The sequence below is a fragment of the Rahnella aceris genome (assembly GCF_011684115.1).
GTDB classification, from domain to species: Bacteria; Pseudomonadota; Gammaproteobacteria; order Enterobacterales; family Enterobacteriaceae; genus Rahnella; species Rahnella aceris.
Window position 1 is genome coordinate 168,945 of sequence record NZ_JAADJV010000001.1, and the last position, 17,871, is coordinate 186,815.

Annotated in this window: 14 protein-coding genes; 6 read left to right on the top strand and 8 right to left on the bottom strand. The window is 50.1% G+C overall.

Going from position 1 to position 17,871, the window contains the following annotated elements; all coding sequences use genetic code 11:
- Nucleotides 1-18: 18 nt before the first annotated feature.
- Complete coding sequence (locus GW591_RS00860; RefSeq protein WP_013574380.1) at nt 19-1,101, bottom strand: LacI family DNA-binding transcriptional regulator; 1,083 nt, start codon at nt 1,099-1,101, stop codon at nt 19-21.
- A gap of 214 nt (nt 1,102-1,315) precedes the next feature.
- Here GW591_RS00860 and GW591_RS00865 point away from each other — a divergent pair, with 214 nt between their 5' ends.
- Both GW591_RS00865 and GW591_RS00870 read left to right on the top strand, forming a co-directional pair.
- Entirely contained in the window at nt 1,316-2,629 is a 1,314-nt protein-coding gene (locus GW591_RS00865) for an MFS transporter (RefSeq protein WP_013574381.1), read from the top strand.
- Complete coding sequence (locus GW591_RS00870; protein WP_166859950.1) at nt 2,626-4,989, top strand: glycoside hydrolase family 31 protein; 2,364 nt, start codon at nt 2,626-2,628, stop codon at nt 4,987-4,989. Before GW591_RS00865 ends, GW591_RS00870 begins: the two co-directional genes overlap by 4 nt.
- Before the next feature lie 52 nt (nt 4,990-5,041).
- Here the strand turns inward: GW591_RS00870 and xseA are convergent, their stop codons facing one another.
- Entirely contained in the window at nt 5,042-6,415 is a 1,374-nt protein-coding gene (gene xseA, locus GW591_RS00875) for an exodeoxyribonuclease VII large subunit (protein ID WP_013574383.1), read from the bottom strand.
- Between the two features lie 168 nt (nt 6,416-6,583).
- Between xseA and guaB the strand changes: the two genes are divergently transcribed.
- From guaB to GW591_RS00890, 3 genes are all read left to right on the top strand, one after another.
- Nucleotides 6,584-8,050, top strand: a complete 1,467-nt coding sequence (gene guaB, locus GW591_RS00880; protein WP_015689478.1) for an IMP dehydrogenase — start codon at nt 6,584-6,586, stop codon at nt 8,048-8,050.
- A 104-nt stretch (nt 8,051-8,154) separates the two neighbouring features.
- On the top strand, nt 8,155-9,732 hold the full coding sequence (gene guaA, locus GW591_RS00885; RefSeq protein ID WP_013574385.1) for a glutamine-hydrolyzing GMP synthase: 1,578 nt from the start codon (nt 8,155-8,157) through the stop codon (nt 9,730-9,732).
- A gap of 253 nt (nt 9,733-9,985) precedes the next feature.
- Nucleotides 9,986-11,320, top strand: a complete 1,335-nt coding sequence (locus GW591_RS00890) for a sensor domain-containing protein (RefSeq protein ID WP_121019582.1) — start codon at nt 9,986-9,988, stop codon at nt 11,318-11,320.
- A gap of 118 nt (nt 11,321-11,438) precedes the next feature.
- Here GW591_RS00890 and GW591_RS00895 read toward each other — a convergent pair whose 3' ends face one another.
- Complete coding sequence (locus GW591_RS00895) at nt 11,439-12,212, bottom strand: NAD(P)H-dependent oxidoreductase (protein WP_121019581.1); 774 nt, start codon at nt 12,210-12,212, stop codon at nt 11,439-11,441.
- An 85-nt stretch (nt 12,213-12,297) separates the two neighbouring features.
- Between GW591_RS00895 and GW591_RS00900 the strand changes: the two genes are divergently transcribed.
- Nucleotides 12,298-13,191, top strand: coding sequence for a LysR family transcriptional regulator (locus GW591_RS00900; protein ID WP_121019580.1), 894 nt, complete (start codon nt 12,298-12,300; stop codon nt 13,189-13,191).
- A 51-nt stretch (nt 13,192-13,242) separates the two neighbouring features.
- Here the strand turns inward: GW591_RS00900 and GW591_RS00905 are convergent, their stop codons facing one another.
- The 5 genes from GW591_RS00905 to GW591_RS00925 all read right to left on the bottom strand — a co-directional run bounded on the left by GW591_RS00905 (nt 13,243) and on the right by GW591_RS00925 (nt 17,861).
- On the bottom strand, nt 13,243-13,902 hold the full coding sequence (locus tag GW591_RS00905; RefSeq protein WP_013574389.1) for a DUF3313 domain-containing protein: 660 nt from the start codon (nt 13,900-13,902) through the stop codon (nt 13,243-13,245).
- A 139-nt stretch (nt 13,903-14,041) separates the two neighbouring features.
- Complete coding sequence (locus tag GW591_RS00910; RefSeq protein ID WP_037036391.1) at nt 14,042-14,476, bottom strand: GNAT family N-acetyltransferase; 435 nt, start codon at nt 14,474-14,476, stop codon at nt 14,042-14,044.
- 97 nt (nt 14,477-14,573) lie between these two features.
- Complete coding sequence (locus tag GW591_RS00915; protein WP_119261348.1) at nt 14,574-16,346, bottom strand: ArnT family glycosyltransferase; 1,773 nt, start codon at nt 16,344-16,346, stop codon at nt 14,574-14,576.
- Entirely contained in the window at nt 16,330-17,238 is a 909-nt protein-coding gene (locus GW591_RS00920; RefSeq protein ID WP_126124674.1) for a hypothetical protein, read from the bottom strand. Before GW591_RS00920 ends, GW591_RS00915 begins: the two co-directional genes overlap by 17 nt.
- On the bottom strand, nt 17,223-17,861 hold the full coding sequence (locus GW591_RS00925) for a class I SAM-dependent methyltransferase (RefSeq protein ID WP_191996165.1): 639 nt from the start codon (nt 17,859-17,861) through the stop codon (nt 17,223-17,225). Before GW591_RS00925 ends, GW591_RS00920 begins: the two co-directional genes overlap by 16 nt.
- Nucleotides 17,862-17,871: the final 10 nt, after the last annotated feature.

The following is a 17,871-nucleotide window of genomic DNA, read 5'->3' on the forward strand; positions in this document are numbered from 1 at the left end:
GCCTGTTAAAGATGAGATTTATCTGTCCGGCTGCGGGTCATACAACGTATGTGAATGACAAATCACAGCGCGTCCGCTGGCTTTTCTGACCGATTCGCGCACCACCAGTTTTCCCTGCAACAGCTGCGTTGTGTGAGGCGCATCAGGGCGCAGCATGCGCCGTTGCAACAGGGAAATCGCTTCGGCACCGAGTTCATCGCGCGGCACATGCACCGCTGTCAGCGGCACATCGTGAATTTCTGCAAGATTGAATCCGTCAGTGCTGATAACGCTGATATCCCCGGGCACGGAAAAGCCGCGTTTAGCCAGCGCTGCTACCACGCCGGAAGCCATAAAATCGCCACCGGCCAGGATTGCGGTCGGCAGCGGCTGGCCGGGCGGCAAGGCATCCAGAAATTCCAGCAGCGCCTGTTCGCTTTCCTGGGCACCGAATCCTGAGGTATTCAGCAAATGCTGGCTGTCACTGAAAACCTGATGATGGCGCGTGAACGCCTGTTTAATCCCCGTGAGCCGAAGTTCCATCGTATGACGTCGCAGGCACTGCACGGTCACGATATGTGTGTGGCCCTGAGAAAAGAGATAGTCGCAGGCGAAATCGCCCATCGTCTGATGATCGGGGCTGACACTGTCATGGCGCATATGCCGGTCATGGCAATTGACCAGCACGCAGGGCTTGCCCATGTCAGCGGCCAATTGATGAATGTGAGGATCGTCGATACCGACCAGTAATACGGCTTCGGTTTGCGGATCGGTCATTTTGGCGATGAACAGCGCAGCATCGGCGTTTTCTTCTTCCATCGCACAATAACGGACGCGCACTTCATGATGGGCGGTGGCAGCCAGAATGCCCTGGATCACCTTGTAGTAAAAAATATCGCTGCGCACATCAAAGGCGCGGGCGGGAGCGAAAATCAAAATGTTGTTGAGCATCAGCCTGCCGGTGGAAAGGCCATCGAGAACGCCCTGAGATTTGGCACACTCAAGCACGCTGTCGCGCGCCTTGCTGCTGGTGTTATTTTTTCCGGCTAAAACCCGTGAAACGGTACTGATCGACAACCCTGTCTGGTCGGCAATTTGCTGGATATTTAACTTTCCTTTCAAACTGTGATCTCCTTCAAAATCGTCCATGCAAAAATTTTCATATCAGAAGATGTGCTTCCCGTGAGCTTTTATCCTCCCTGACTTCCCCGTGCAGTTATAGCGTGAAAGCTTTTGCAAAAAATCACGTTTCCCTCACAAATCCGGCTGCCTACTCTGCAGAAGTACCTCACATGACACATCATCTGCGGCCAGGCCGACGGGTGGGAGAACGGACATGACAATTCAAATAAATACCGGGACAGCTGCGGTTGCAGGACGCAGAAAGATAAAGGCTTTACGCTGGTGGATGCTGGCGCTGTTTCTGCTCGGCGTGACGGTCAACTACGTCACCCGAAATTCTCTGGGGTTACTGGCGGCTGAACTGAAAACCAGCCTGAACATGACCACGGAACAATATTCTTACATCGTCGCGGCGTTTCAGGCGGCGTACACCATTTTCCAGCCGTTGTGCGGCTGGCTGATTGATGTAATTGGCCTGAAGCTGGGCTTTCTGATCTGCGCCTCAATCTGGGCGGTGGTTTGTATGCTGCATGCAGGGGCGGGCAGTTGGATCCAACTCGCCGTTCTGCGCTTCTTTATGGGCAGTGCCGAAGCGGCGGCGACGCCGGCCAACGCCAAAGCGATTTCCGACTGGTTCCCGCGTAAAGAGCGTCCGGTTGCCGCAGGCTGGGCAGGCGTAGGCTTCTCGATTGGTGCCATGCTGGCCCCGCCGATTATCCTGGTCGCGCACGTGTCATTTGGCTGGCGTGGTGCGTTCCTGTTCTGCGGCGTGCTGTCGATGCTGTGGGTTCTGCTGTGGTGGAAGTTCTACCATTCACCGGAAACGCATCCGAACCTGAGCAAAGATGAACTGGCGCTGATCCGTTCAGATAACGAGCCGCAACAAACGCGTCTGCCGTTTATCAAATCGCTGAAAATTGTCTGTAAAAACAAGAAATTCTACGGTATCGCCATTCCGGCATTTCTGGCTGAGCCTGCGTGGGCGGTGTTCAGCTTCTGGGTGCCGTTGTATCTCGCCAATGAACGTGGGATGGATTTAAAACACATTGTGATGTTTGCCTGGCTGCCGTTCCTGGCCGCCGACCTCGGCAGTATTGCCAGCGGCTATCTCACTACGCTGTACCGCAAAGTGTTTGGCTGCACCCGCATTAACTCCATCGTCGCCAGCTCCGTCACCGGCGCATTTATGATGCTGTCGCTGGCGCTGGTCGCCTTGACGCAAAGCCCGTATGCCGCCATCGCCCTGATTTCCATCGGCGGTTTCGGTCATCAGGTGATTTCCTGCATGCTGAGTGCCGTCGTGGTGGAGACATTCGATAAGAGCCAGGTGGCGACAGTTAACGGCATGCGCGGTTCTTCGGCGTGGATCGCCAGTTTCCTGTTTTCACTGCTGATCGGCGCCGTTGCCGACAAAATGGGTTTCAATCCGCTGTTTATCGCGATGGGTTTCTTTGATTTGATCGGCGCAGTCTTCCTGGTTGCTCTGATCGCTGAACGCCGCAATCCGGCAAAAAGGGAGAGTCTATGAAGACGTTAAAACACTGGGAGCTTGCCGGGCAGGATGAAGCAGGCGTGGATTTGCGGGTTGATGGTAAACATCTGTTTTCTCTGCGTGTGCTGGAACAGGGTTTAATCCGCGTATTCATCCAGCGAAACGGCGAGCTTGCGCTGGATCGTACCTGGAGTATCGCACCACAAAATGATGCACCATGGGAAGGGCGTGACCGTCTGAGCAACGAAGGTTTTTCAGTGCCGGGTTATCAGCTCGAACAGGGCGACGATTGCCTGACACTGACCACTGAGGCGCTGCGCGTCACGGTGCATCAGCCGTTGTGGCTGGAGTGGGAATATAAAAATGAGGCCGGTGTCTGGCAGCCGCTGGTAAAAGATCGGAAAACCGGTGCGTATATGCTCGGCGTGAAAAACGAAGCATCGGCGCACTATCAGCTGCGTGAGGCGCAGGATGGCGTGTACGGACTGGGCGAGAAAGCCGGTGATCTCAACCGTAGCGGCCGCCGCTTTGAAATGCGTAATCTGGATGCGATGGGTTATAACGCCGCCAGCACCGATCCGCTGTATAAGCATATCCCGTTTACCCTGACGCGGCGCAATGGTGTCAGTTTTGGCGTTTTCTACGACAATCTCAGCAATGTCTGGCTTGATCTCGGCAATGAACTGGATAATTACCATCTGCCTTACCGTCGTTTCAGTGCCGAAGCGGGCGATCTGGATTACTACCTGTTTGTCGGCCCGACGTCACTCGACGTCACCAAAAAGCTGGTGCGCCTGACCGGTAAAACTACCTTTGGGCCGAAATGGAGTCTCGGTTACAGTGGCTCGACCATGTATTACACCGATGCGCCGGACGCCCAGCAACAGCTGATGAAATTCATCACGCTGTGTCAGCAACATCAAATTCCCTGCGATTCGTTCCAGCTTTCATCGGGTTACACCTCGATCGGCAACAAGCGCTACGTCTTTAACTGGAACTACGACAAAGTGCCTGAGCCGGAAGTGATGTCGAAAGCGTTTCTTGACGCTGGTATCCGTCTGGCGGCCAATATCAAACCTTGCCTGTTGCAGGATCACCCGCAATATGAACAGGTTGCTGAGCAGGGTTTATTTATCCGTGACAGCGAAAGCGACGTGCCGGAACGCTCAGTATTCTGGGATGACGAAGGTTCCCACCTCGATTTCACTCATCCTGCCGCTGTGCGCTGGTGGCAGAAAGGCGTGACGCAACAGCTGCTCGAAAAAGGCATCGGTTCGACGTGGAACGACAACAACGAGTATGAAGTCTGGGACAGCGATGCGCGTTGCCACGGTTTTGGCAAGTCTATCGCCATCAAACATATCCGTCCGGTGATGCCGCTGCTGATGATGCGTGCGTCGTTTGAAGCGCAGCAAAACTTTGCGCCGGAAATCCGGCCGTATCTGATTTCCCGCTCCGGCTGTTCCGGCATGCAGCGTTACGTGCAAACCTGGAGCGGTGATAACCGCACTAACTGGCAGACGCTGCGCTACAACACCCGCATGGGGATTGGTATGAGTTTATCCGGTTTGTATAACGTCGGGCACGACGTCGGCGGATTCTCAGGGGATAAGCCGGATGCCGAACTGTTTGTCCGCTGGGTGCAAAACGGCGTGATGCATCCACGTTTCACCATTCATTCCTGGAATGATGATCACACGGTGAATGAGCCGTGGATGTATCCGCAGGTGACGCCGCTTATTCGTGATGCCATCCGTCTGCGTTATCGCTTATTGCCTTATTTCTACACCTTGCTGTGGCAGGCTCATGCGGATGACGAGCCGATGCTGCGCCCGACATTCCTCGACCACGAGCACGACAAAAACACCTTCGCGGAAACCGATGACTTCCTGATGGGACGTGATTTGCTGGTCGCCAGCGTGGTGGATGAGGGGCAGCGTGAGCGTAATGTTTATCTGCCTGATAACGGAATGGGCTGGTGCGATTTCTATACCGGCGAATGGTTTGCGGGCGGGCAGACAATCACCCTCGACGCACCGCTGGACAGATTGCCGCTGCTGGTGCGCGCCGGTGCTGCATTGCCGCAATCTTGCCGTCTGGCGCATGTTGAGGCCAGTAAAGATATGCTGCGTGAATTGCATGTGTATCCGGCACCGGGTCAGGTGACATCGTCAGGCATGCTGTTTGAAGATGACGGCGAAAGCCATCGCTGGGAGCAGAATCATGCGCTGTGGCTGAACTGGGATATCGCCAGTGACGATCAGCGAATCAACATCACGCTGACGCAGCGCGGTGATTTCAAACCAGCGTGGAAAACCCTGAGCATTGTGCTGCCGCAAGGCGAAACGCGTGAAGTTTGGGTGAATGGCGTGAAGACAAATAACTATAATCTGTAAGCTTTTCAATCTCCTCCCCCTGCGAAGGGGGAGGATGGGGGAAACCTAACGCTTATTTAACCGCACGTTTACGCACCTTCTTCTCTACCACAATCGATTTCACTTCACTTTCAATCCAGCCATCGGCCAGACGTGTTTTCAGTGTATCGCCCGGTGCAGTCTGCGTGGTTTTCTTCAGCAACGCGCCTTGCGGCGTGGTCGTCACGCTATAGCCGCGGGCGAGTGTCGCCAGCGGACTGACGCCTTCCAGTTGCGTACAGGCAGTACCGAAACGCTGACGGCTTTCGGTCAGTTGCGATGACATCGCCTGTTGCAGCCGGTACTGAAGCTGCTGAACCCGCTGCTGGGCGCGGTGAATACGCGGCTGCGGTTGCTGTTGTGTGAGGCGTTGCTGCAAACGGTCGGTGCGGCGCAGCATCTGACGCAGCTGGTTTTGCATGGCTTCATCAAGACGACGGCGCAATTTGAACAGCGCCGTTTGCTGACGCGCCAGACGTAAATGCGGATGCTGCTGTTGCAGGCGGTGATTCAGACGCGTGAAGCGCTGCGTCAGTTGTGCGAGATAATAATCCATCGCCATTTCGAGGCGCTGCTGCTGCGACTGGATCTGGCGCAGCAATTCCAGCTGATTGCGGCTGATCAGTTCGGCAGCAGCAGACGGCGTCGGCGCACGTAAATCAGCAACAAAATCGGCAATCGTCACATCGGTTTCGTGGCCGACGGCGCTGACGATCGGAATGCGGCTGGCAAAAATCGCCCGTGCCACGCGCTCATCGTTAAAGCTCCATAAATCTTCCAGCGAACCGCCACCGCGCCCGACAATCAGGACATCGACTTCTTCCCGAGCGTTAGCCAGCTCAATGGCGCGGACGATTTGCCCCGGCGCATCCGCGCCCTGAACTGACGTCGGATAAATAATGACGGGTAACGACGGGTCGCGACGCTTTAAGACATTTAACACGTCATGCAGCGCGGCACCACTGGCGGAGGTGATGACACCCACGCATTTGGCCGGTGAAGGCAGCGGCTGTTTAAACTGCGCATCAAACAGACCTTCGGCGGCCAGTTGCTGTTTCAGCAGATCGAATTTTTGCTGCAATAAACCGTCGCCGGCTTCCTGCATACTTTCGGCAATCAGCTGATAATCGCCACGTGGCTCATATAAGGTAATGGTCGCGCGGACTAATACCTGCTGGCCATTTTGCGGGCGGAACGTTGTGCGGCGATTTGTGTTGCGGAACATGGCACATTTGACCTGAGCGCGGTCATCTTTGAGCGTAAAATACCAGTGGCCGGAGGACGGCTGAGAGAAGTTTGAAATCTCACCGGAGAGCCAGACCTGACCCATTTCGTTTTCCAGCAACTGTCGGACCGTCTGATTCAGGCGGCTTACGGTAAAAATAGGAGGCGAAGAAGGTAGCGACATGTGATCCAGATCAAATTCAAAAACAGAGACTTAATCGAACGATACTACATGCCCGCAAAAGGTAATCAAGAAGTTTTTGAAATAGTTCTGGTCGAAATGCCTACTCACCTGTATACTCCCGCTGCAATATTTTATCTTTTCCGCATCCACCTTGGTGAGATATTGCCCATGCTACGTATCGCAAAAGAAGCACTAACGTTCGACGACGTTCTCCTTGTTCCAGCCCACTCCACAGTTTTGCCTAATACTGCCGACCTCGGTACTCAACTGACCGCTAAAATCCGTCTGAATATCCCTATGCTGTCCGCAGCGATGGATACCGTGACTGAAGCGAATCTGGCGATTGCTCTGGCGCAGGAAGGCGGCCTCGGATTCATTCACAAGAACATGTCTATTGAGCGTCAGGCGGAAGAAGTCCGTCGCGTGAAGAAGCATGAAAGCGGCGTTGTTGCTGACCCTAAAACCGTCACGCCATCGACCACTTTGCGTCAGGTTAAAGAACTCACTGAAATTAACGGTTTTGCCGGTTATCCGGTCGTGACTGAAGAAAACGAACTGGTCGGTATTATTACCGGTCGTGACGTGCGCTTCGTGACCGATCTGGAACAGCCTGTCACTGCGGTCATGACGCCGAAAGAACGTCTGGTCACCGTCAAAGAAGGCGAAGCCCGCGAAGTCGTGCTGCAAAAAATGCACGAAAAACGTGTAGAGAAAGCGCTGGTGGTTGACGCGCAATTCCATCTGCTCGGTATGATCACCGTAAAAGACTTCCAGAAAGCCGAACGTAAACCGAATGCCTGTAAAGATGAGCAGGGCAGCCTGCGCGTCGGTGCAGCGGTTGGTGCGGGCGCGGGCAACGAAGAACGTATCGATGCGCTGGTTGCTGCCGGTGTTGACGTCCTGCTGATCGACTCCTCTCACGGCCATTCCGAAGGCGTTCTGGAACGTATCCGCGCAACCCGCGCAAAATACCCGGATCTGCAAATCATTGGCGGTAACGTTGCGACTGGCGCAGGTGCTCTGGCATTGGCGAAAGCAGGCGTGAGCGCGGTGAAAGTCGGTATCGGTCCTGGCTCCATCTGTACCACCCGTATCGTGACCGGCGTGGGTGTTCCGCAAATTACCGCCGTTTCTGACGCGGTTGAAGCGCTGGAAGGCACCGGTATTCCGGTTATCGCTGACGGCGGTATCCGCTTCTCCGGCGACATCGCAAAAGCTATCGCTGCCGGCGCAAGCTGTGTGATGGTCGGCGGGATGCTGGCGGGTACTGAAGAATCTCCGGGCGAAATCGAGCTGTATCAGGGCCGTTCATACAAATCTTACCGCGGCATGGGTTCTCTGGGCGCGATGTCCAAAGGCTCTTCAGACCGTTACTTCCAGACTGATAACGCTGCTGACAAACTGGTACCGGAAGGTATCGAAGGTCGCGTGGCGTATAAAGGCCGTCTGAAAGAGATCATCCACCAGCAAATGGGCGGTCTGCGCTCCTGTATGGGGCTGACCGGTTGTGCTACCATCGACGACCTGCGCACCAAGGCTGAGTTTGTCCGCATCAGCGGTGCCGGGATCCAGGAAAGCCACGTACATGACGTGACGATTACCAAAGAGTCACCGAACTACCGCATGGGATCCTGACCCTAAAGACAGCGAGCTAAAGGCTCGCTGTCTGCTTTTAAGATTGTTAGAAAATTTAACCTGTTGTTTTAACGCTTTTATTGCTTTCTGGAAAACGCCCCCTCATGAGCGAAAATATTCACAAGCACCGTATCCTGATCCTCGATTTCGGCTCCCAGTACACCCAACTTGTTGCGCGCCGCGTGCGTGAACTGGGTGTCTATTGCGAACTCTGGGCCTGGGACGTAACCGAAGCCCAAATCCGCGAATTCAATCCGAACGGGATCATCCTGTCCGGCGGCCCGGAAAGTACCACCGAGCATGACAGCCCGCGTGCACCAGACTATGTCTTCGAAGCCGGTGTACCGGTTCTGGGCGTCTGCTACGGCATGCAAACCATGGCGATGCAGTTAGGCGGCCATGTTGAAGGCTCTAACGAGCGCGAATTTGGTTATGCGCAGGTTGAAGTTCAGACTGAAAGTGCGCTGATCCGTGACATTCAGGATGCCCTGAGTGAGAACAACAAACCGTTGCTCGACGTCTGGATGAGCCACGGCGATAAAGTGACGGCCATCCCGTCTGATTTTGTGACCGTTGCCAGCACTGAGACTTGCCCGTTTGCCATTATGGCCAACGAAGAAAAACGCTTCTACGGTGTGCAGTTCCACCCGGAAGTGACGCATACCCGTCAGGGCCTGCGTATGCTCGAACGTTTCATCATGGATATCTGCGAGTGCGAAGCCCTGTGGACGCCGGCAAAAATCATTGAAGATGCCGTTGAACGTCTGCGTGTGCAGATTGGCGACGATCATGTGATCCTCGGCCTGTCCGGTGGCGTTGACTCTTCCGTGACCGCCATGTTGCTGCACCGCGCCATTGGCGACCGTCTGACTTGCGTGTTCGTCGATAACGGTCTGCTGCGTCTTAACGAAGCAGATCAGGTGCTGGAAATGTTCGGTGACCGTTTCGGTCTGAACATCGTTCATGTCGCTGCGGAAGAGCGCTTCCTGTCTGCGCTGGCAGGCGTTGATGAACCTGAGGCCAAACGTAAAATCATCGGCCGCGTCTTTGTTGAAGTGTTCGATGAAGAAGCCTGCAAGCAGGATGAAGTGAAATGGCTGGCGCAGGGCACCATCTACCCTGACGTGATTGAATCCGCAGCCTCGGCCACCGGTAAAGCGCACGTGATCAAATCGCACCACAACGTGGGCGGTTTGCCGAAAGAAATGAAACTGGGTCTGGTTGAGCCGCTGAAAGAACTGTTCAAAGACGAAGTACGTAAAATCGGTCTGGAACTCGGCCTGCCGTATGACATGCTTTACCGTCACCCGTTCCCGGGGCCGGGTCTGGGCGTTCGCGTGCTGGGCGAAGTGAAGAAAGAATACTGCGACCTGCTGCGTCGCGCCGATGCTATCTTCATCGAAGAACTGCATAAAGCCGACCTGTATAACAAAGTCAGCCAGGCCTTCACCGTCTTCCTGCCTGTCCGCTCCGTTGGTGTGATGGGCGATGGCCGTAAATACGACTGGGTCGTTTCTCTGCGTGCAGTAGAAACCATCGATTTCATGACCGCGCACTGGGCACACCTGCCGTACGATTTCCTTGGCCGCTGCTCCAATCGCATCATCAACGAAGTCGACGGTATCTCCCGCGTTGTCTATGATATCTCGGGCAAACCACCGGCAACGATTGAGTGGGAATGATTTCGCGTCTGGCAACAGCCTGCACGTTAAAGCAATAAATACCTCTAAGCCCGCGTAAATGCGGGCTTTTTGATATCTGTCAGATATCAGACGGCTGTTTCAACCTTATCATGTGATTCTTTCCATAGTTTATTCAACTGTACCTGTACTATCTTTAACCGGTGGTGCAAAACGATGCAGTGCTAATGGACGACGGATATCTATCGTAAAGGTAGTCGTACTCACTCTTATATTCAGGCCTTATAGTTTCTCTATGGAATCGAATCCTCACGCGCCGTTGGCCAGTTTTATTGATCTCATGATGGATGCTGTTTTTGCGGTTGATGCCCATGCCAATATCGTTTTTGCGAGTGCATCATGCGAACGTATCTTTGGCTATACGCCGAAAGAAATGATCGGCAAAAACATGTTTGACATGATGCTGCCTGAAGATCGGGAAATAACCCGAAACTCGGTGGTGGGGATCATGTCTGGCAATCCTCAGTTTCATTTTGAGAACCGTTACATTCATAAGAATGGACAAGTAGTCAACATCATGTGGACGGCACGCTGGTCACCGGCTGATCAATTGCGCATTGGTGTTGCCCGAGATATTACCGAACGCAAACGATCCGAATTGTTGCAGTCTGCGCTTTATTCTATTTCTGAAGCTGCACATACCGCCGAAGATTTACTCAAGTTATTCCAGCGTATTCATGAGATCGTCGGCACGCTGCTGCCCGTCGATAATTTCTCGGTGACGCTCTACGATGATGAAACCGGTAAACTTAGCTTCCCTTATCATGTGGATCAGTTTCTGCCGAGGCCAGACCCCTTTACCCTGATCCCAGGTACGTTCTACGCAGAGATTATTCATACCGGTCTGCCGCTGCTGCTCACACCTGAAACGATGGTTGCCCGCATGGAAGAATTGCGGGTCTCTTTTGGCATGAATCCATTCTGCTGGCTGGGTGTTCCGCTCAAGTCGCATAAGGGCACGATTGGCGTGCTTATGGTCAAAAGCTACCCGGGTGGTGTGTGCTACAACGAACAGGATCAGGAGTTACTGCAGTTCGTTTCGACTCAAATAGCGACTGTCATTGAGCGTCAGCAAATGCAGGCTCGGCTGCAGTATATGGCGCAGTATGATCCACTGACCGACCTCCCGAACCGTGGTTTTTTGCATGACCGCCTGAAAGTCGCGCTCTCAACAGCACGTCGGGAGCAAGGTCAGTTGTCGCTGTTGTACATTGATCTCGACAAATTTAAACAGGTTAACGATACGCTTGGCCATGGTATTGGGGATTTACTGCTGCAGGGGGCCGCTGCGCGCCTGAAGTTGTGTGTGCGCGAATCGGACACCGTCGCTCGTGTCGGCGGCGATGAGTTTGTGATTTTGCTTCAGGGGGTTTCCTTACCCGCGTCTGCTCGGGTAGCAGAGAAAATCCGTGACGCTTTCAATCCTCCTTTTACCCTGGAAGGCCACAGTTTGACCATCACGCCCAGTATCGGAATCGCACTCTATCCGGAGCATGGTAACGATGAACGTCAGCTTCTCGAATATGCCGACAACGCCATGTATTTAGCCAAAAACGGCAAAGCGCATTGAGAAAATAGCGATCAAATGGGAATAAGTTTTAGAGACATCTGCTATTTAAAATCCACAAAACGCCAGTGTGATTAAATTATCCACTGGCATTTTTTATGCCTGAAATTCTCTCAGATCGTTATTTCAAATGCGCCGCAAACCCATTTTTCTCCGGCGCAATTTCCGGTTTCAATATCAGTGACGGAATAGCGTAATCGCCGCCATTCTGCTGGCGGAATGAAATGGGTGTCGCGCTTTCTAATGTATCCAGCCGGTGAGACATCTCCGCGCAAATTTGCGCATAGCGGGTTTCATCCATGCGTCCGGTGCGGTAGAACACCAGCGGCGGCAGTACGCTGAAGCCCGGATAGTGCAGGATGCCGTGATGGATCGGGAACAGCAGCTCGTCGATAGGGCCATTAATCCCACGCGCACTGTAATGCGGTTCCCACCCGCCGGTCGTGACCATCAGCATGGCGCGTTTACCGGCCATTTTGCCTTCTCCGTAACGGTCGCCCCAGTGCGTGTCGGAATGTTCACCGACACCGTAAGCAAATCCGTAGGCATAAACGCGTTCCACCCAGCCTTTCATAATCGCGGGCATTGAAAACCACCATAGCGGGAACTGAAATATCACGGTATCAGCCCACTGTAATTTTTCCTGTTCGGCGCCAATGTCATGGCTTTGCGTGCCATTCTGGTAAGCGCGCTGTGAATCCTGCGAAGGTTGAAAAGGCCCTGGTGAAGGCTCGGTGTTATCTCCGGCATCCAGCGCAGCTTTCCATTGCATGGCATACAAATCCGATATCTGCACATTGTGCCCGGCGGCCTGCAGGTGACTGACCGCAAAATCTTTCAGCGAGCCGTTCAGTGATTGTGATTCAGGGTGGGCATAGACGATCAATACATTCATGACGAATTCTCCGCTAAGTGGTAAACGCAGAGTAGGTTGTTGTCAGGTATAGTTGAAATGAATTGATCATATAGCAGGTATAGCGATGAGTAATTTCGGCCGTTTGGATCTCAATTTGTTGCTGACGCTGGATGTCCTGCTCGCCGAGCAAAACGTCACGCGTACGGCGCAACGCCGTAATCTTTCACAACCTTCAGTCAGCGTTCAGCTCGCGAAGTTGCGGGAATTTTTTGATGACCCTTTGCTGCTGCCGGGTCCACGGGGGATGCGTCCGACCGCGCGTGCTGATGAATTACGTGAGCCGCTGCGACGGGCACTGGCCGCGCTGGACCAGGCCGTGTCTGCGGGTGAAGTGTTTGACCCCTCGACGGCAAAGAATACCTGGAATCTGGGGGCGGCAGATTATGGCGAATCGACCATTGTGCTACCCGCGTTACGGGCATTACGTAGAGCCGCACCTTCTGCACGGCTGGCTATTTTTGAAACGTCACCTGCGCGGATTATCCGCAAAATGGAGCAGGGTACGCTGGATCTCGCATTCCATACCGGCGAGGCGGTGATGAATGGCCTGCACAGCCGATTATTGTTTGCTGAACGTTATGTTTTGGTGAGCAGAAAAGGACATCCGCAGGTTAAAGGCGAGATATCGCGTTCAGCGTTTTGCGCACTGGAACATGTGATCGTTTCACCTGATGGTGGGGGTTTCTATGGCAATACTGACATCGCGCTGGCGGCCACTGGATTATCGCGCCGCGTCGTCATGTCCGTGCCGCATTTCCTGTTTGTCGTTCAGGTGCTGATGACCACTGATCTGGTGGCGATGTTGCCGGAACGTCTGGTACGTGGAAATCCTGCTTTGCAGGTTACTACACCGCCGCTGGATGTTTCGGGGTTCGAGATGTACATGGTCTGGCACGAGCGCGCTCATCGTGATCCTGCACATCAGTGGCTGCGTGAGTTTATCGCTGATTCAGTCTGAAAAAAGGCAGCCTTACGACTGCCTGTGTCTGAAGGTGCGGAAAACCGGAACTTATTCGTTGAACAGCTTGGTATCATTCGCCAGGCTATCTACCACAACTTTTAAATCGTTGGCGGTAACTTTCTGTTTATCATTAGAAACTTGTTTACCGAATCCTTTACGCACGACTTTGATCACCGGTTTGCCAGTACTGGCGTCGATCAGCTCACCTTCGAAATACACTTCAGTATCACGCGTGCGGTGGCCTGTCGCGGTTTGAGTACCGGCAATAACCAGCGCGACCGGGACGACTTCATAGAACTGCAAACCTTCTGCCGACGTGTTCACACCGGTGATCGCACCTTTGAAAATCAATGTGCGCGGCCCTGCGTGATCTGTCAGTGGCAGGCGCTCTGCCAGTGCAGGTTTCATGCGGCTGTTGGCGTAATCCAGCACCCCCTGCAAGGTGGTTTTGTCGATCTGCGCCGTAGGCTGCGGTTCCGGGTAGAATTTAATCGGTTCGTATTTGATGTAAGAATAATTTTCTTTCTTAAACGAAGGATCGATCCAGCGCAGAACCGGATTTCCCCCAGCCGTTTTCACTTCCTTAAGGCCGGAATAATCGCCTAAAAAACCTGAGTATTTTTCCGTCTTGGTAATGTGGCTGGTACAACCGGCCAGGAACAGTGCGCCAGTCACTGCGGCGATCTGCATCAGTTTTATTGTTTTCATTCGTACCCTCGAAATATTTTAAGGAAGACCAAGTATGTATAGCACCGCTGCGGAATTTAACCTCTTAACGACAAAGAAAAATTGATATTCATCAGGATCGCGAAAATACAGTTCTGTGAGGTAATCATTTCTTCCTTAATTATTTTTTTGATGAATGAAACAAATAGTATTCACCTTTTGGACTGTCCCCCGTAGAGATGATGTTCCAGCCTTTTGACAGATAAAAAGCAACTGATTTTTTACTCTTTACTAAGCATTTCAGCGATCCCTGACGGGTAAACGCTTCTTCCGCAGCCTGAAGCAATGCTGAACCTGCACCGGTTCCCTGATATTGCGGATCAACAAACAGGTTATGCAGGAAATTTTCCTGAGTGAAAATTGAGGCGAATCCCAGTAAATGTCCGTCACGTTCTGCCACCAGAATCGTCTCGCCGATCACTGCGCGGTCAAAATCTTCCAGCTGAAAATCGTCTTCCAGCCATGTCCAGGTATGCTTGCGTGAGGCCAGATACAACGTGCGTAAAAACGGGCGGTCTGCTTCTTCATAAGGACGGATCTTGAGAGTTGATGGCAAAACGTAATCTCCCTGAAAGCCAATTCTTAAAAAATAATTTCCGCATCTACTGATAGTGAGGATACGAAGGAGAAGACGTTATACTATCTATAACTTACTAATTTTTAAATGCATAATTCCAGGCTGGCCCGTAAATTTTGAATGAGAATGTTGCCTCTAGTGGCTTTTCATCTATAAATGCTTGGACACCTTCATTATCTTTGCTGTTTGATTCTTCCGGTCCATACACTGTCCCATTATACATAGGATAAGGGTTGGGTTTTTTATAGGCATACCAGGTAATTGCGTTTCCCTGAATACTATCATGTGATGATAATCTGAGTTTATACATTGATCCTTTTATTAGAACTGTTGGTTTAAAATTAAAAGTGACCCAAGTATTATCGTGAATTTTGTTTATGCTTAATTTGCTTTGCGCTATCACATTATCTGAGTTATCAACTATTTCCAGTGACAGTATTCCGGTGTTTATTCTTGCATAGGTGGCGAGATTCAGATCAACCCTTTCTACAGAATTGTATTGTGCAATAAAACTTTGCTCAAACAAGTGGTCTTTTGTGAGTTCGCCTACTACTGTATTGATACTGGTTTGTCCAAAATAGGGGTGAATCATATTGCTTACTGAAGGATATAATGCAGGATAAAAGGAAAGTAGAGTCGTAAATGATATTAAGATACTTAGCGAAAGTCTTATGAAATTTATTTTTATACCATGGATAACGAGGGCGTAAACGATGACCATAGCAGGTAAAAAACCAAAAAAATAACGAGCTTGCATAGCGCCTGGATATCCAGTTTTAACATTTAAACGATAAATTGTAATGAAATAAAATCCTATGAATAATAAAAATGAAATTGCACTTAATGCAATGAAGCGCCATTGTGGAGAGCGATCTTTTATTTTTCTATAAATAGCGATGACACAAAATATTGGCAACAGGCTTAAGGTCAGGCCCAGAAGTTGTCGTCTGATGTCCCAGTCATCGAATGATTTATGTCCATATGGTGTTAGTAATGTATTTAAATTTGACTGGTAAAAAGCAGTAATGTACTCCATTTTTGTAAAGCGTGGTGCGTCAGGATTAGCGGCGTGGAACCAATCACTTGGATCACCCTGAGGTGCCGGGAAAAACTTTCCATAAGTGAGCAGCATGAAAACATAATAGGCCACAACACATAATATTGAGAGGGTTATGTAAATAAAATCTGCGCGTTTCAATTCATTGCATTTGATGAGCAGTCTTTTGTTTTCTATAAGGATGAATATAAAAAGAATACAAACAACAGATAAAGCACCAGTGGCCTTTGTCAAAGAAACGATAATTCCGCCAATTAATATATAATGCAATGTATGTCTGACAGAATGATAATTATAGTAGAGGCTGAGACCATAAAATACCAGAGCACATCCTAAAATCATAAGAGGGTCATTATTTATCGAAGCGCTAAGCAAGATAAACATAGGTATACTGACGAGTACCAGCATTGAGAGAATAGCAGATTCATTATTTACTTTAAAAGATTTTAGGCTTTTATATATGAAGATTAGCGTAAGTGAAGATATGAAGAAATTGATAATGCGTAAAGACTTATAAAGAGGCGAGCTTAGTAAAGTTGCGATATTATCTATCATTCCCGCAATGATATAATAAAGTGCTGGGTGCTCGAGTCTGTTCAACTTTACAGAACCATATGATTTTCCAGATATATAATCAGGGAAGCCGTGTTTGGCAACATCAAGAACATATCCGAGATGCGGGTTTTCATCAGGAAACAACCCTAAGTCAGTGTTTAAATAGTAGCCAGTGCAAAGGATGAAAAAAATCACAAACACAAGCAGGGCCATTTTATCTTTATTTAACAGGCTCATGACTTTTATCCTTTTTGATATTCAATAGCGTGTATACATAGAAATAGAATACGACATCCCCGAGAACGGTGACAAAACGCCCTAATACCACGGCTAGCAACAATTCAGACTCTGGGATAATAGATCGCAGACAAAAAACAATAACTAACTCTCTTATGCCCACTCCTGCTGGCGCTCCCGGAGTGATTAACCCTACAAGCCATGCAATGGTATATGCGCCAAATATATAAATATAGTAGTTTAATGGTATTCGTTCTTTGAATGAAATTTCTGTTAAAATAAAAGTAAATATTATTGCAGACAGAGAAAGAAATAGTAGTTGCAATAAGAATGCATACGAAAGTTGCTTACTAAAAAATACTTTAATTACAGCGAAGGTTATGATGATGCTTAAGACGGTAATCATTACCCCTATAACTTGCGGTATGACGGGGAATATTATTGGTATAATGAGAAATATAGAGGTACTACCTGCTATTGCTATCAATATTAATTCATAAAAATTTGATTTTAAAACTTGCCTGGAAGGGTATCCTGAAGCCATTGCTATAGCTTGTCTTCCCGCTATATGAAAAATATTCCCGGGAATATATTTAGCAAGCTGAGATATCCCATAAGTTCTGATTGCCCACCTTTTTTCGACAGAAATAGTCAAGTGAAGTAAGATGCTTTTCCATGCAATAGCAAGTAACAAATTTATTATGCCATAGCATATGGCCATAAACCCAATCAATAACCAAGAGACAGGAGGTAAAGATTGAATGTCCGCTTTTTGCCAATAATTATGGAGGCGTGCTACGACAAAAATGACGCCGATTATTGCCAATCCGCTACCCAGGATATTAAGTGCGATATTTATCGTCGATTTATTAAATTTTAACGCTGGCGACATAAAATCATTGTCCATGGTAATGGGCTTTTCACTTCAACAATAATGAAGTGTTTATCAACTAATTCTATGAATGATTTTTTTGACCAGTGTTGTAAGTGACCGGGAGTGTTTCCAATATCCTTAACATATTTCCCACGGGCAAGGTTAAGTACTCGCCACAAAGGCTCTCTGGGAACACTTAATATGACATAATTATCGGCTACTTTTTTTATTGCCTTTAAGCCTGCTTCAGGATCTTCCAGATGCTCCAGCACCTCGCAACAGACAATCAGCTCCGCAGAATCCTCAGATTTATTGAGGTCATAAATACTTCTTGTTTTGAATAATGAAGCGGGCAAATTTTCTGAGGATGAGTTTTCTTGTGCAATACTAATAATTTGTTGTGAAAAGTCACACCCCCTCGCATCAATTCCCTCTTTATTCCACTTAAGAACCCAATATCCTTCGCCACATCCAACTTCATGGATCGTCTGAGGATCAACGGTTGCAACAAGTCCTGAAAGAGAATTCTCGAACCCTTTCATCATCCAGCGTACTATTGGATTTTTAGAAGCATATTTATTGTAATTATTACCTACAACAATACCATCTTCAGTTTTACCACCAGCAATTTTTATAGCCATCATTTTTCCT